The organism is Microbacterium sp. T32 (genome assembly GCF_001619615.1).
Classification (GTDB): domain Bacteria; phylum Actinomycetota; class Actinomycetes; order Actinomycetales; family Microbacteriaceae; genus Microbacterium.
Window position 1 is genome coordinate 123,701 of sequence record NZ_LQQP01000012.1, and the last position, 14,332, is coordinate 138,032.

The 14,332-nt window shown below is 70.4% G+C and carries 16 protein-coding genes; 8 read left to right on the forward strand and 8 right to left on the reverse strand.

Annotated elements, in window-relative coordinates:
- Positions 1 to 113: 113 nt before the first annotated feature.
- On the forward strand, positions 114 to 1,409 hold the full coding sequence (locus AVW09_RS06640; protein WP_082822856.1) for a citrate synthase: 1,296 nt from the start codon (positions 114 to 116) through the stop codon (positions 1,407 to 1,409).
- 318 nt (positions 1,410 to 1,727) lie between these two features.
- Positions 1,728 to 2,489: a dimethylargininase gene (ddaH, locus tag AVW09_RS06645; RefSeq protein WP_063257310.1), complete on the forward strand. Its 762-nt coding sequence runs from the start codon at positions 1,728 to 1,730 to the stop codon at positions 2,487 to 2,489.
- Positions 2,490 to 2,501: 12 nt separating this feature from the next.
- On the opposite strand, the gene dapD is transcribed toward ddaH, so the two are convergent.
- Positions 2,502 to 3,416 (reverse strand): 2,3,4,5-tetrahydropyridine-2,6-dicarboxylate N-succinyltransferase, encoded by a 915-nt coding sequence (gene dapD, locus AVW09_RS06650; RefSeq protein WP_063257311.1) that lies wholly within the window; start codon positions 3,414 to 3,416, stop codon positions 2,502 to 2,504.
- A 40-nt stretch (positions 3,417 to 3,456) separates the two neighbouring features.
- On the opposite strand from dapD, the gene dapE reads away from it, so the two are divergent.
- The 3 genes from dapE (at position 3,457) to AVW09_RS17190 (ending at position 6,022) form a co-directional block, all read left to right on the forward strand.
- Positions 3,457 to 4,533 carry a succinyl-diaminopimelate desuccinylase gene (gene dapE, locus AVW09_RS06655; protein ID WP_063257312.1) on the forward strand — a complete coding sequence of 359 codons (1,077 nt, stop codon included), beginning with the start codon at positions 3,457 to 3,459 and terminating at the stop codon, positions 4,531 to 4,533.
- Positions 4,530 to 5,753: a hypothetical protein gene (locus AVW09_RS06660; protein ID WP_156495984.1), complete on the forward strand. Its 1,224-nt coding sequence runs from the start codon at positions 4,530 to 4,532 to the stop codon at positions 5,751 to 5,753. The genes dapE and AVW09_RS06660 overlap by 4 nt, the downstream gene beginning before the upstream one ends.
- Positions 5,754 to 5,848: 95 nt before the next feature.
- Positions 5,849 to 6,022 (forward strand): DUF3117 domain-containing protein, encoded by a 174-nt coding sequence (locus tag AVW09_RS17190; RefSeq protein WP_076490128.1) that lies wholly within the window; start codon positions 5,849 to 5,851, stop codon positions 6,020 to 6,022.
- A 75-nt stretch (positions 6,023 to 6,097) separates the two neighbouring features.
- On the opposite strand, the gene AVW09_RS06665 is transcribed toward AVW09_RS17190, so the two are convergent.
- The gene (locus tag AVW09_RS06665; protein WP_063257313.1) at positions 6,098 to 6,736 is read right to left on the reverse strand and encodes an O-methyltransferase; all 639 of its coding nucleotides are present in this window, start codon (positions 6,734 to 6,736) and stop codon (positions 6,098 to 6,100) included.
- 71 nt (positions 6,737 to 6,807) lie between these two features.
- On the opposite strand from AVW09_RS06665, the gene AVW09_RS06670 reads away from it, so the two are divergent.
- Positions 6,808 to 7,179, forward strand: coding sequence for a twin-arginine translocase TatA/TatE family subunit (locus AVW09_RS06670; protein ID WP_063257314.1), 372 nt, complete (start codon positions 6,808 to 6,810; stop codon positions 7,177 to 7,179).
- Positions 7,180 to 7,181: 2 nt separating this feature from the next.
- Here the strand turns inward: AVW09_RS06670 and AVW09_RS06675 are convergent, their stop codons facing one another.
- Genes AVW09_RS06675 through AVW09_RS06685 form a run of 3 tightly spaced genes read right to left on the reverse strand, consistent with a single transcriptional unit; the run spans position 7,182 to position 10,182 of the window.
- The gene (locus AVW09_RS06675) at positions 7,182 to 8,333 is read right to left on the reverse strand and encodes an Mrp/NBP35 family ATP-binding protein (protein WP_063257315.1); all 1,152 of its coding nucleotides are present in this window, start codon (positions 8,331 to 8,333) and stop codon (positions 7,182 to 7,184) included.
- Entirely contained in the window at positions 8,330 to 8,863 is a 534-nt protein-coding gene (locus tag AVW09_RS06680) for a DUF1003 domain-containing protein (RefSeq protein ID WP_063257316.1), read from the reverse strand. The genes AVW09_RS06675 and AVW09_RS06680 overlap by 4 nt, the downstream gene beginning before the upstream one ends.
- Complete coding sequence (locus tag AVW09_RS06685; protein ID WP_063257317.1) at positions 8,863 to 10,182, reverse strand: magnesium transporter MgtE N-terminal domain-containing protein; 1,320 nt, start codon at positions 10,180 to 10,182, stop codon at positions 8,863 to 8,865. Before AVW09_RS06685 ends, AVW09_RS06680 begins: the two co-directional genes overlap by 1 nt.
- A 71-nt stretch (positions 10,183 to 10,253) precedes the next feature.
- Here AVW09_RS06685 and AVW09_RS06690 point away from each other — a divergent pair, with 71 nt between their 5' ends.
- Both AVW09_RS06690 and AVW09_RS06695 read left to right on the forward strand, forming a co-directional pair.
- On the forward strand, positions 10,254 to 11,042 hold the full coding sequence (locus tag AVW09_RS06690; RefSeq protein ID WP_063257318.1) for a general stress protein: 789 nt from the start codon (positions 10,254 to 10,256) through the stop codon (positions 11,040 to 11,042).
- A 17-nt stretch (positions 11,043 to 11,059) separates the two neighbouring features.
- A complete protein-coding gene (locus AVW09_RS06695) occupies positions 11,060 to 11,716 on the forward strand; it encodes an alpha/beta hydrolase family protein (RefSeq protein WP_063257724.1) in 657 nt (218 codons plus the stop codon).
- On the opposite strand, the gene AVW09_RS17605 is transcribed toward AVW09_RS06695, so the two are convergent.
- From AVW09_RS17605 to AVW09_RS06705, 3 genes are read right to left on the reverse strand one after another with little or no spacing between them, the layout of a single operon-like run.
- Positions 11,614 to 12,192, reverse strand: coding sequence for a hypothetical protein (locus AVW09_RS17605; protein ID WP_156495985.1), 579 nt, complete (start codon positions 12,190 to 12,192; stop codon positions 11,614 to 11,616). The two genes, AVW09_RS06695 and AVW09_RS17605, sit on opposite strands and share 103 nt — an antisense overlap.
- Positions 12,193 to 12,200: 8 nt before the next feature.
- Entirely contained in the window at positions 12,201 to 13,925 is a 1,725-nt protein-coding gene (locus tag AVW09_RS06700; protein ID WP_063257319.1) for a hypothetical protein, read from the reverse strand.
- Positions 13,922 to 14,281 (reverse strand): DUF6507 family protein, encoded by a 360-nt coding sequence (locus AVW09_RS06705; RefSeq protein WP_063257320.1) that lies wholly within the window; start codon positions 14,279 to 14,281, stop codon positions 13,922 to 13,924. The genes AVW09_RS06700 and AVW09_RS06705 overlap by 4 nt, the downstream gene beginning before the upstream one ends.
- Between the last annotated feature and the right edge of the window lie 51 nt (positions 14,282 to 14,332).

Sequence of the window (14,332 nt, forward strand, 5' to 3'; positions counted from 1 at the left end):
ACTCCGAGCGGGTCACCCTCCGCCGAGCGCCGTGTCGGGAACCGCGCAGATGGATCCCGGCCGAGGACCACGGTCCTGACCACATGGGCGACCAGAAATCGCAAGGAGGCGCGGTGAGCGACGCGGGTACGGAGCACGACAAGGCCACCCTCACGGTGGGGGGCACCACCGCCGAATTCCCGGTTCTGCGGGGCACCGACGGGGTTCCGAGCATCGACATCGCGTCGCTGACGAAGCAGACCGGTCACACCACGCTCGACTACGGCTTCGTGAACACGGCGTCGACCAAGTCGAACATCACGTTCATCGACGGCGACCAGGGCATCCTGCGCTACCGCGGCTACCCGATCGAGCAGCTCGCGCAGAACAGCACGTATCTCGAGGTGGCCTGGCTCCTCATCTACGGCGAACTGCCCTCGGCATCCGAGCTGGCGTCCTTCGACGAGCGGATCCGCCGCCACACCCTGCTGCACGAAGACCTCAAGCGTTTCTTCTCCTCGCTTCCCCCGACCGCGCACCCCATGTCGGTGCTGTCGGCGGCCACGGCAGCTCTCTCGACCTACTACGAGGCGGAGTCCGACCCGCACAACCCCGAGCACGTCGAGCTCAACACGATCCGGATGCTCGCGAAGCTCCCGGTGATCGCGGCCTACGCGCACAAGAAGAGCATCGGCCAGGCATTCCTGTACCCCGACAACTCGCTGAGCTTCGTCGACAACTTCCTCAAGCTGAACTTCGGCGTGCTGAGCGAGATCTACCAGGTCAACCCGGTCATGACGAAGGCGCTCGACCTGCTCCTGATGCTCCACGCCGACCACGAGCAGAACGCCTCGACTTCGACGGTGCGTCTCGTGGGTTCGACCGGTGCGAACCAGTTCGCGTCGATCTCCGCCGGCATCCAGGCCCTCTCCGGTCCGCTGCACGGTGGCGCGAACGAGGCCGTGCTGCAGATGCTCGGCCGCATCCGTGACTCCGGCGAGAGCGTCGAGCGGTTCGTCGAGCGCGTGAAGAACAAGGAAGACGGCGTGAAGCTCATGGGCTTCGGGCACCGCGTCTACAAGAACTACGACCCGCGCGCAAAGCTCGTGAAGGGCGCCGCCGACGAAGTCCTCGAGGCGCTCGGCGTGAGCGACCCGCTGCTCGACCTCGCCAAGGAGCTCGAGCAGATCGCACTGGAGGACGACTACTTCAAGGAGCGTCGCCTCTACCCGAACGTCGACTTCTACACCGGCGTCATCTACAAGGCGATGGGCTTCCCGACGCGCATGTTCACCGTGCTCTTCGCGATCGGCCGCCTGCCCGGCTGGCTCGCGCAGTGGCGCGAGGCCATCACCGACCCGCAGACGAAGATCGGCCGCCCGCAGCAGCTCTACACGGGGGCCGCGCAGCGCGATTACCCCGGCGTCTGATCCGCCGTCGACGCCCCGTCCCTCTCGCGAGGGGCGGGGCGTTTCGCTGTGCGCCGGGTGTCGCCGGCGCAAGATCAGGGATTCGAGCAAGGTCAGTGCGGTCTGGGCGGATGTGGCTGAGTCTGCGCGGATCACTGACTTTGTGGAGCCGGGCCGCAGGGGGATGCCGGGCCCTTGGCGCCCGCGCTCGCTCAGTGATTCGCGCGATGTCGGTCCGATCCAGGCCGATGTGGCTGAGCCTGCGCGGATCGCTGACTTTGGCGAGCCGGGCCGGAGGGTGGATGCCGCCCCCCGGTGCCCGCACGCTAGGTTCGGTGCATGTCGCGTCTGTTCGTCCGCCGTCCGTCGCCCCTCCTCGCCGAGGGTGAGCTCACGCACCTCGACCGCGTGCCGGTCGACGCCGAGCTGGCGCTCGCGCAGTGGCGCGGCTACGTCGACGTCTTCCGCAGCCGTGGCTGGGACGTGATCGAGATCGAGCCGGCGGACGCGCAGCCCGACGGCGTGTTCGTCGAGGATGCCGTCGTCGTGTTCGGTGACCTCGCCGTGCTCTGCCGCGCGGGAGCCGAATCCCGCCGCGGCGAAGCGCCCACGGTGGCGGCGGCGGTCGTGGCATCCGGACTCGAGGTCGCCGAGATCGCAGAGCCGGGCACGCTCGACGGCGGCGATGTCCTCAAGGTGGGCCGGACGGTCTACGTCGGTGCCTCCTCGCGGACCAACGCCGAGGGGATCGCCCAGCTCCGCGCGCTGCTCGCGCCGCGCGGCCGGAACGTGGTCGACGTCCCCGTCACCAAGGTGCTGCACCTGAAGTCGGGGGTGACCGCGCTGCCCGACGGCACGGTCGTCGGCTACGCGCCGCTCGTCGATGACCCGGCGGCCTTCCCGGTCTTCGCGCCCGTCCCCGAGGAGCACGGCACCGCGGTCGTCGTGCTCGACGAGTCCACGGTGCTGATGTCGTCGGACGCCCCCGAGACCGCCGCCGCCCACCGGGCGCGCGGACTCGAGGTCGTCACCGTCGACGTGAGCGAGTTCGAGAAGCTCGAGGGGTGCGTCACGTGCCTCTCGGTGCGCGTGCGCGACTGACGTCGCGCCGCGTCAGGCGTGCAGCGCCGCGTTCAGGGTGACGCCGACGCCCGCTCGTGTGGAGGCCTCGACGGCACCCGTGAGCGAGTTGCGACGGAACAGGATGCCATCCCGCCCCGACAGCTCGCCCGCCTTGACGGTGTCGTGGCCGACGCGCACCTTCGTGCCCGCGGTCACGTACAGGCCTGCTTCCACGACGCAGTCGTCGCCGAGCGAGATGCCGATGCCGGCGTTGGCGCCGAGAAGCGTGCGCGCGCCGATCGAGACGCGGTGGGTTCCGCCGCCGGACAGCGTCCCCATGATCGAGGCACCGCCGCCGATGTCGGAGCCGTCGCCGATCACGACGCCCTGCGAGACGCGCCCCTCGATCATCGACGTGCCGAGCGTGCCGGCGTTGAAGTTCACGAAGCCCTCGTGCATGACGGTCGTGCCGGGGGAGAGGTACGCGCCCAGGCGCACGCGCGACGCGTCGGCGATGCGCACCCCGGGCGGGGTCACGTAGTCGAGCAGGCGCGGGAACTTGTCGAGTCCCTGGATCTGGATGCCACGGCGCTGGAGCGTCGCGCGGAGCCGCGTGGCGTCATCGGGGTGGATCGGTCCCGCGTTCGTCCACGCGACGTTCGGCAGGTGCGCGAAGATCCCGTCGAGCGAGAGCTCGTTGGGCCGGACCAACCGGTGCGACAGCGCGTGCAGGCGCAGGTACGCGTCCGCGGTCGAGGCCGGAGCGGCATCCGCGTCGATCGTGAGACGCACCACCTCGATCCGCACCGCGCGTCGCTCGTCCGTGCCCGCGAGCGCGTCGAGGCCGTGGTCGGCGCCGGTGTCGGAGGTGCCGAGGGCGGGCGCGGGGAACCAGGCGTCGAGCACCGTGCCGTCGGAGGCGATCGTCGAGAGGCCGGTACCGGTGATCTGTCGTTCGTTGGTCACTCAGACAGGCTAGCGGGGCGCCCTGGGTAGGATCGGACGCATGCCGACGCTCGATCTGACCGCCACTTCCGTCGAGATCACGCGAGCGATCTGCGACATCCCCAGCGTCTCGGACGACGAGACCCCCTTGGCGGATGCCATCGAGGCGGCCGTGTCGGGATACCCCCACCTCGAGGTGATCCGTGACGGCGACACCATCGTCGCGCGCACGTCCCTCGGACGTTCCCGGCGCGTGGTCATCGCGGGGCACATCGACACCGTGCCGATCAACGACAACCTGCCCACGCGCGACGTCGAGACCGACGGCGAGCCGTTCCTGTGGGGACGCGGGACCGTCGACATGAAGGCCGGCGTCGCCGTGCAGCTCAAGCTGGCCGTCGAGCTCACCGAGCCCCCGGTCGACATCACGTGGATGTGGTACGACCACGAAGAGGTCGACTCCTCCCTCAACGGCCTCGGTCGTCTGGCACGGAACCGCCCCGACCTGTTCGTCGGCGACTTCGCCATCCTCGGCGAGCCGAGCAACGGCGAGGTCGAAGGCGGCTGCAACGGCACCCTGCGCGCGATCGTCCGCACGACCGGCGTGCGCGCGCACAGCGCCCGCTCATGGATCGGCGAGAACGCGATCCACAAGGCCGCCCCGGTCCTCGCCCGCCTCGCGGAGTACCGGGCCCGCGAGATCGAGGTCGAGGGTCTCGTGTACCGCGAGGGTCTGAACGCGGTGCGCATCAGCGGCGGCGTGGCCGGCAACGTCATCCCCGACGCCTGCGAGGTCGAGGTGAACTATCGCTTCGCCCCGAGCCGCGACGCCGCGACCGCCGAGCGGGTCGTGCGCGACGTCTTCACCGGTTTCGACGTCGAGATCGTGGACGTCGCCGAGGGCGCTCGGCCCGGATTGGATGCCGATCTCGCCCGGGACTTCGTCGCCGCCGTCGGCGCGACGCCCCAGCCCAAGTACGGGTGGACCGATGTCGCGCGGTTCTCGGCCCTCGGCATCCCGGCCGTCAACTACGGACCCGGCGACCCCCACCTCGCACACCACGACGAGGAGCGCGTGCCGCTCGCCCAGATCGAGACCGTCGAGCGCGGCCTCCGCTCCTGGCTGACCGGATCGTGAGCACCGCGACCGCGACGTCTCCGCGGGCACGGTCCTGGCAGGGCTGGCCCGTCGCGGCGCGCATCGCGGTCATCTACGTCGCCGCGCGGCTCGTGACCACGGGGTTCTTCCTCATTGCGGCCGCGCTGTCCGGGCCGGGTTCGCGCTACGGCGTGGATCCGTCGCTCGGACAGCTCGCGCTGGGCTGGGACGCGCAGTGGTACTGGTTCGCGGCGGTGTCTGGCTACCCGAGCGTCCTGCCGCTCACCCCGCACGGCGACGTCGCAGAGAACGCCTGGGCGTTCCTGCCCGTCTACAGCTTCCTCTCGGCCGGGCTCGGCAGTGTGCTGGGCTCGTGGGGTGCGGGCGCGGTCGTGATCTCCCTGCTGTCGGGCTTCGGCGCGAGCGTCGTCCTGCACGGGTTGCTGCGCGACCGTATCGGTGACTCCGCCGCCCTCTGGGCGGTGACGTTCTTCGCCTGCGGGCCGCTCGCCGCCCTCTTCCAGGTGGGCTACGCCGAGTCCATGTTCCTGTTCCTTCTGTTCCTGGCGCTCCGCTGCGTGCAGCTGCGGCGGTGGGGCTGGCTCTACGTCCTCGTGCCGGTGATCGGCTTCACACGTCCCGGCATCCTGGCGTTCGCGCTGTTCCTCGGGCTGTACGGGGTGTATCGCTTCGCGCGACGGCGCGTCGACGCGTTCCCCCTGCGCGAGATGGCGCACCTGGTGGGTCTCGGAGCCGTCGCCGTCGTCGCGGGCTTCGCATGGCAGGTCATCGCGGGCGTCGTGACCGGCGATCCCCGCGCCTACCTGGCGACCGAGCTGGCGTGGAGGCGGAACTGGATCGCCGGGGCGGGCGACCAGTTCGTGCCGGTGGAGGGGTGGATCCAGGGTGCGGGTTTCTGGTTCACGCAGTGGGGTCTCGGTCCGGTGGCCGGCGTCGTGGCGCTCGTGCTGCTCGTGCTGGCTGTGACGGCGGTGCTGCTGTTCTCCCCGCAGGTGAAGCGCCTCGGAATCGAGCTGCGCCTGTGGTCCGCGAGCTATCTCGTCTACCTGCTGCTCGTGTTCTTCCCGCAGTCCAGCATCTTCCGTCTCCTCGTGCCGCTCTCACCGTTGTGGGGAGCCCTCGCCGTGCCGCCGTCGCGGGCGTGGCGGATCGGCGTCCTGGTCGCGGCTCTGCTCGGCCAATGGTGGTGGATCTACAACATGTACGGCCTCGGGAACACCTTCTGGCAGATCCCGTGACGGCGCGTGACCGGCGCCACATCGGTCGCTGCCGTCGGGCCACTCCGAGGACCGACTAAACTAGTCCCTAGACCAACGACGAAAAGGGGGCCGCGATGGCAGCCATGAAGCCGCGTACCGGTGACGGACCTATGGAGGCCGTGAAGGAGGGCCGGCTGATCATCGTGCGTGTGCCGCTCGAAGGCGGCGGACGCCTGGTGGTGTCGGTCAATGACGCCGAGGCCAAAGAGCTCTACGACGTGCTCGGCGGAGTCGTCGGCGCAGCCTGACGAATCCTGCACGAAGGCCGGCTCCCCGCGGGGGCCGGCCTTCGTCGTACGCGGCGGGTGATCCGACCGCGATGGTCAGGTGAGAGGGGTGACCGTCGTGAGCTGCAGCAGACCCTCGCCGGTGGTGGACAGTGCACCGAACACGGCGGGTGAGCTCTGCACCTCTTGGATCAACGATCGGTACGCCGTCGTGACGGCGTCGCGTCGTACCGGGTCGGCGACGGCGCCCCCTGCGAGGACGCGCGGGACGAGGACCGTTCCGCCCGCGCGCACAAGCCGCAGGCCGTGCTCGACGTACTCGATGACGCCCTCGGCGTCGGCGTCGATGAGGACGATGTCGTAGGACGCCTCGTTCATCCGGGGCAGCACATCGGCGGCACGTCCGGTGATGAACCGGGCACGAGCAGCGGGAATCCGCGCGTCCGCGAACGCCTGGCGCGCGGCGCCCAGGTGTTCGGGCTCGCTGTCGATGGTCGTCAGGGTCGCGCGCGGCGAGCCGTGCAGGAGCCAGAGTCCGGAGACCCCGCCACCCGTGCCGACCTCGACGACGTTGAGGGCTCGCGAGGCGGCCGCGAGCACCGCGATCTGCGCGCCGACGGCGGGACTGATCGGCGCCGCACCCAGCTCCAGCGCGTGCGCGCGAGCGCGGGCGATGTGCTCGGGTTCGACCGTCGACTCCTGCACGAACCGCTCGTTCGCCTCGTAACCGCTCACGTGGACCTCCTCGCCCAGGCTAGACGGGTGGTCCGTCTCGACGGCCGAGGCGCGGCGGGTAATCTGAATCCATGTTCTTCGGGCTGACCATCGAGAAGCTTCTGCTGATCGGAGTGATCGCCGCCCTCATCATCGGACCCGAACGTCTCCCGAAGTACGCCGAGAGCCTTGCGCGGCTGACCAAGCGCGCGCGAGAGACGATGCAGGGCGCGAAGACGCGCATGCGCGACGAGATGGGGCCGGAGTTCGACGAGGTCGACTGGCGCAAGCTCGACCCGCGTCAGTACGACCCGCGCCGCATCATCCGCGAGGCCCTGCTCGATGACACGCCCACGGCCACGATGCGTGCGGCCGGTGCCGCCGCTCTCGCGACGCAGGCGGCGACCGACAAGCCGGCCTTCGTCGCCGGAGAGACGCCGCCGTTCGACGACGAAGCGACCTGACCTCAGTTCACGCGCAGCGGCAGCGACCGACCGGGCAGTCCCCTCGGGCGTACCGCCAGGGCCGCCGCAGCGGTGTCGATCGCGATCGCCGCGGGGTCGTCGGGCCGGGCGATCACGACGGGACGCCCGTCGTCGCCCCCGGTCCGCAGGGCCGGACTGAGCGGAACGGATGCCAGCAGCGGCACGTTCACCCCGTCGCTCGAGAGCGCACGGGCCACCGTCTCGCCGCCGCCCGAACCGAACAGGTCGAGCAGCGTGCCGTCGGAGAGGGCCATCGCCGCCATGTTCTCGATCACGCCGATAGGAGTCTGGCCGGTCTGTCGAGCCACGAGGCCGGACCGCACGGCGACGTCCGCGGCCGCGGCCTGCGGAGTCGTGACGACGAGCACGTCGGCGTGGGGGAGCAGCTGACCCACCGAGATCGCCACGTCGCCCGTGCCCGGCGGCATGTCGAGCAGCAGCACGTCGAGGTCGCCGAAGTACACGTCCGTGAGGAACTGCTGCACGGTGCGATGCAGCATCGGCCCGCGCCACGCGACGGCGCCGGCGGCCTCCTCGCCCGGGCGGCGCAGGAACATGCCGATCGAGATGACCTTCACCCCGTACGCGACGGGCGGGAGGATCAGGTCGTCCAGGCGGGTCGGAGCCGGCGGCAGCCCGTCCGCGTCGACCAGGCCCAGCAGACCCGGGATCGAGAAGCCGTGGACATCGGCATCCACGAGTCCGACGCGAAGGCCCCGGGCCGCGAGGGCGACGGCGAGGTTCGCGGTCAGCGTCGATTTGCCGACGCCGCCCTTGCCGCTCGTGACGGCGATGACGCGCGTGAGGGAGTCGGGGCCGAACGGCATCTCGCGTGCCGCGCGCCCGCCGCGGAGGCGCTCGGTGAGTGCGCGGCGCTCGTCCGGCGACATCACGCCGACGGCCACCTCGACTCCGGATACGCCGTCGACGGACGCCGCGGCAGCGCGGACGTCTCGCTCGATGCGGTCCGCGGCGGGGCAGCCGACGATCGTCAGGGCGATTCCGACCTCCGCGACGCCGTCGCGAACGGTGACGTCGCGCAGCATGTCGAGTTCGCCGAGGGGACGGCGCAGTTCGGGATCGGTGACGGCGGCGACCGCGGCGCGCACGCGGTCGGCGACCGCCTCGCTCACGGGGTGGCCGGTTTCGGTTCGGCGCTGTCGTGGTCGTCGAGGCGTTCCAGCGCGGCCTTCAGCTCGGCGCGCAGGCTCTCCTTCGTGATGACCTCGTCGGTGAGATCGCGCACGGCCATGCGCAGCGCCACGATCTCGCGGGCGAGGTACTCGGTGTCGGCGAGGTTGCGCTCGGCGCGCTGCCGGTCCTGCTCGATCTGGACGCGGTCACGGTCGTCCTGCCGGTTCTGCGCGAGCAGGATGAGCGGTGCCGCGTACGACGCCTGGAGCGACAGGACGAGGGTCAGCGCGGTGAAGCCGATGTCGGCGGAGTCGAAACGCCAGTCGTCGGGCGCGATCGAGTTCCACCCCATCCACACGACGCAGAACAGCGTGAGCGACAGGAGGAAGGTCGGGGTGCCCATGGCGCGGGCGACCCACTCGGTGAAGCGGCCGAACCGGTCGCGCGAAGGCTGCGGCGCGCGCGGAGCCAGCATTCCGGTGCGCCCGCGCGGGGCGTCGAGGGCGGTCTGTCGTTGTGCACGTGCCATCAGCGCCTCCTCGGGGTCTGCATGGGGATCTGGGGGATGCTCGCGGTCGCGAGCGGTCTGATCGTCGTCTTGGGTTTCGGATCGTCGCTGTCGTGCGTGCGCCAGTCGTCGGGCAGCAGGTAGTCGAGCACGTCGTCGATGCTGACGCAGCCGACGAGACGGTGTGCCTGATCGACGACCGGCAGGGAGACGAGGTTGTAGCTCGCGAGCAGGCGCGCGACTTCGGCCGCGGAGGCGTCGGCGGGCACCGGCTCGAGCGTGTCGTCGATGATCGCGCCGAGCCGCTCGTGCGGCGGGTAGCGCAGCATGCGCTGGAAGTGCACCGTGCCGAGCAGTCGGCCCGTGGGCGTCTCGTACGGCGGGAGGGTGATGAACACGGATGCCGCGAGCGCGGGGTGCAGCTCGTGGCGCCGGATCAGCGCGAGGGCCTCGGCCACGGTGGCATCCGCGGACAGCACGATCGGCTCGGGGGTCATGAGGCCACCGGCGGTGTCGGGACCGTACTGCAGCAGGGCGCGGACGTCGTCGGCCTCCTCGGGCTCCATGAGCTCGAGGAGCTGCTCGGAGCGGGACTCCGGCAACTGGCCGAGGAGGTCGGCCGCGTCGTCGGGCTCCATGGCATCCAGGATGTCGGCGGCGCGCTCGTCGCCCAGCTGCTCGAGGATGTGGACCTGCTCGTCCTCGGGCATCTCCTCGAGGGCGTCGGCGAGGCGGTCGTCGCTGAGTTCTTCGGCGACCTCGATGAGGCGCTCCTCGGGGAGGTCGAGGAGCGTGTTCGCGAGGTCGGCGGGCTTCAGGTCGGAGTACGTCGCGACGAGCTGCTCGGCCGACTGCGCCTGCCCGGGCGTCTGCTGCTCGCGGACGTCGTTCCAGCCCGCGAACGTCGTCGCCCCCTTCGCGAACGGCGATGCACTCGTGCGTGGGCGGCGGAGGAAGAGCTGACCCACGTCCCATTCGCCGAGGCGGTTGCGTTCGATCGCGACGTCTTCGATCACGGCGTCGCCGGAGCCGTCGACGAGGTGCACGCGGCGGCCGAGCATCTCCGCCATGACACGGACTTCGCCACCGCGCTGCTGGAAGCGGCGCACGTTGATGAGGCCGGTCGTGATGACCTGGCCGGACTGGATGGATGTCACGCGGCCGATGGACACGAACACATGTCGGCGTCCGGGGATCTCGACGACGAGGCCCACGACGCGCGGTGCGGCGGAGGCGCGGTAGATGACCACGACGTCCCGCACCTTTCCCAGGCGGTCTCCCGCGGGATCGAACACCGTGCAGCCCGCCAAGCGGGCGACGAAAACCCTCTGCGTGCTCACCGTCCCAGCGTAGTCCGCGTTCCGTCGGGGGCATCCATCGCGCCCACAGGACCGCGTGACAAGATGAGAAAATGAGCATGTTCGGGGGACCCGCCGGCACGGCAACAGACGATCTCGGGCAGGCGGTCGCGTCGTTTCCGAAGTACGAGAACGCGCAGAAGGCCGTCTCCGCCCTCATCGCGGGCGAGGTTCCCGCGCGGGACATCACGATCGTCGGCACGGGACTGCGGTCGATGGAGCGCATCACCGGTCGCCTCGGCTACGCCACGGCGGCACGCTCCGGGGCGCTGAACGGTCTGATGCTCGGCCTGCTGTTCGCGTTCATCTTCGTGCTCGGTACGCCGAACGCGCAGATCTCGGCCTTCGTCGGTGTGCTGCTGGTCGGGATGGCACTGGGCATGCTGCTGAGCCTCGGCACGTATTCGCTTCTGCGGCGCCGCCGTGATTTCGCCTCGGTCACGCAGGTGGCCGCCGACCACTACGACGTGTTCGTCGCGGCGTCGAGTCTGGCGAAGGCTCGCGGGATCCTCGGGACGTCGGGCGCGATCCGCACCGAGGTCGTACGACCTCCTGCCCCCGACGCCGCCCCGCCGCAGTACGGCGAGCGCGTGACGACTCCCGGCGCGGCGGCGCCCGCGGTGCCTCCGCGTCCGCCGGTGCCGCCGCGCCCCGCGGACGACGAGCCGCCGCGTTACGGGGAGCGCATCGCCCCGCCGGCTACGGCGCCCGGCGCTGAGGCGCCGTCCGCGCCGCGGGAGCCCGCGCCGCAGCACTCTTCAGACGTCGAGCCGGAGCCTCCGGCGTCGGCGGAGTCGGGGGAGCCGAACGCGGAGCCTGGCACACCGCGCGAAGTCCGGTGACGCCCCGCTCCGTTCGCATTCCCGTGGCGCTGCCGACGGGCGATGCCGAGGTGTCGGGTCTGTGGGCGGACGTCCCGGGAGCGACCGCGACGATCGCCCTCGCGCACGGAGCGGGGGCGGGCATGACCCACCCGTTCCTCGAGGGTCTCGCCTCGGCCCTGTCCGACTCAGGCATCGCGGTGCTCCGTTTCGTCTTCCCGTACGTGGAGGCCGGACGACGGATGCCAGGCCCCGCCGCCCATGCGGTCGCCACGTGGGCGGGCGTCCAGGGGTGGCTCGAGGCCGAGGGCGTCGGTGCCTTCGTCGCCGTCGGCAAGTCGTACGGCGGGCGGATGGCCTCGGTCGCCACGGCCGATGGAGCCGCGACGCCTCAGGCCCTCGTGTATCTCGGGTACCCGCTGCATGCGCCGGGCCGTCCGGACAAGCCCCGCGCCGAGCACCTGCCGCGGATCACCGTGCCGCAGCTCTTCGTCGAGGGGGAGAACGACCCGTTCATCGCCCCACGTGAGCAGTTCGAGGGCGTCGTCGCGACGTGCCACGACGCGCGCGTCCACTGGATCGAAGGCGCCGATCATTCGTTCGCCGTGAAGGGGAAGCGGCGACCGGCGGAGGAGATCGGCGCCGGGCTCGCCGGTGTCGTGGGGGAGTTCGTCAGAGGCCAATCAATTCCCTGACCGTGGGATTTCAGGTCATCCGAGTCTTCGATTCCGCATCGGGAAATGGCGAGCAGCTCGATCGCTTTTCCGCCATCAAGTGTTGATTCTTCTACGGAAAGGGTCATTCGTGGCGTCTTTCGAACGAGGTAGATGTACGGTTCCTTCGTCGGCACGCCGAGGTCTTCCTCGGCCCACTCCGGAAGCCTTGTGGGTATCTGATCTAGAAATTCAACGACATCTAGATCAGGCGGAACCGCGACCGTCCACTGGCCCGTGAAGAAGGCCCCGTCTCCGGTACCCATCACAAGGGGATCATCGCAGCTGTAGGGCTTGAACTCAGGAGTCCGCTCGATACGGCCGTGATCGGGAATCAGGGCGACGACTTCATCCATTGCGTCGAGCGTTTCCTGCCTTACTTCGGCAAAGGTGGGTTGGCCGAAGACCGTGCACCCGGTGAGCAACAAGGCGCCCACAACGATGCCGGTGAATGTCACCGCACGGATCATCCTTCGGCTCCCCGGCGCCGCAGCGTCTGTGCCACCTGATTGAGAACCTTTCCGTTGATGGATTCGTCCCCGCTCATCAGCGCCGTGTGATGCTGCACGCTGTCGCGCACGATGCCGACGAGCACACCCGGATCACGGGTCATGCCCAGGTCAACGAGCTGGGGGATGTTCGGCCAGGGGAGCCCCGAATCGACGATTTGCACGCCCGGGATCGTCTCCGGCGCGACCGTGAAGCCGAGGGGGCCGAGCCCGACGCCCGCGTAGTAGCGGTTGATGTCGTCGATCGCCTGCGTCGCGAAGTACTGCGTTCCGGGATGGGGTTCGTAGGGTCCGATGGCACCGACGCTCGCCGCGAGGAATCGAGCGTCGACCGTTCCGCCGTGCTTCTCGGCTTCGCTGCCGACCCCGCCGCCGTAGGAGTGCTCGTAGCTCATCGTCCAGAGCTCGGGGTGGGTGGCATCCACTCCCTGAAGGAAGCGTGCGTATTCTTCGCCGCGCTGTTCGGCGAACCGATTCCATTCCGGGCCGGCCGTCACGAAGTCGTCGAGTTGCGGCATGGGCCCGGTGAGAACGGTGAAAGCCACCACCGACCCGCCGCCGGACCCCACTTGCCACTCCGCGAAATCGGTGACGGGGCGGTCGGACATGAACGCGTCCGGATTTGCGTTCGTGCCGGGGAGGACGAAGAGCGCCGCCCTGGCCGTGGACGGGTCGCCGGCCATCTCGATCAAGGAACCGTGCTCCGGGTCCCAGGCGTACAGCTGCTTCCTCCCGCTCACCACGTCCTCGAAGTACGCGATCTCGCGGTCGAGGCGCGCCCTTTCCGCGCGGCGGTCGAGGACTTCGAGCGCGTTCGCGCGCGAGCGCGGGGCGCGCAAGGCCTCGAGAGCCTGTCGCTCGGCGCGCAGCTCGCGCAGATGGTCGCGCGCGCGGCCGCGGTTGACGTCCACACGTTCGGCGATCGGCACGCCGTCGAGGTTTCCGATGAGGGTGGGGAGGGCCGTGACGATGGCCGCCGCGACCCGGGGGTCGAGGCCCGCCCACCACCGCGCGATCTCTTCGGGCGCCGTGCGACCGAGGATGACGGACCATTCGGGATGCCGCGACAGCAGGCCGGCGGCATCCGGTGCCGCGGCGAGCCGGTCGAGGATCGCGCGACCGACCGTGTCGGTCGGAGACGCCGGCGCATCGGTCACCTCGGGGCTGGCCCAGGCGACGAGCGATGTCCAGGACACGTCCGGGATGGCGCGCAGGGCGCGCGCACAGCGCTCCGTCGCTTCGTCGTAGCGCTCAGCGAGCGCGGCAGCGTCGCGGCGGAGGGCGTCCTGCCACCTTTCGCGGGCGAGACCGTTCATCTCCGCGCCCCGGTCGGCGGCGTCGTCCTCCCAGACGGGGGCCGGCGCTCCGGAGGCCTGTGCGTTGAGGATCAGCGCGCGCTCGTATGCGAGATCGTCGAGATCGTCCGCGTAGTGTTCGAGCGCGCGGCACGCGGCCTCGAGCCCGGCGGCGATCTCGCGACCGACCGGTCGCGTGCTCGTCAGGGACTGGTGCAGGACGTCGGCCTCGGGTGCGTGGTACAGCTGCGGCACCAGATTCCACGTGAGGAGCGCTTCCTGCAGGGTCAGCTCGTAGTGGTCGGCCCGGTGCCGCAGCGCTTCCGTCGCCTGACGCACCTGCTCGGAGTTGGCCGGTGGCTCGGGCACCAGCGTCTGACCCGTCACAGCCGTCTCTTTCCGAAGACCGTGGGATCGAAGGGATTGCCATGGCCCTCGACGGCCGCGCTGTGCATCCCCGTCGCCGCTGCCATCTCGGCGTCCGCCGTCACATAGGCGAGGACCGCCGACTGCAGGGCCGCGATGGCGGAGCGACCGCGGCCGACGATCCGGTGCGCCAGGTCGACGCGCGCGTCGGCGACCTCGACGAACCCGACGTGCGCGGACGTCGCCCCGACCAGGGCCTGAGCCACGGCATCCATCGCCCTCCGGAGGGAGGCCGCCACCTCGTCGAGGTCGTCGAAGCAGCCGCGCAGACGTTCGGCCACGCTGAGCACCTGCGGGGGATCCACCGAATACGACATGCGCGGGATCGTAGGGAACCCGCGGGGGCCGTGATTTCACCCTGTGGACAA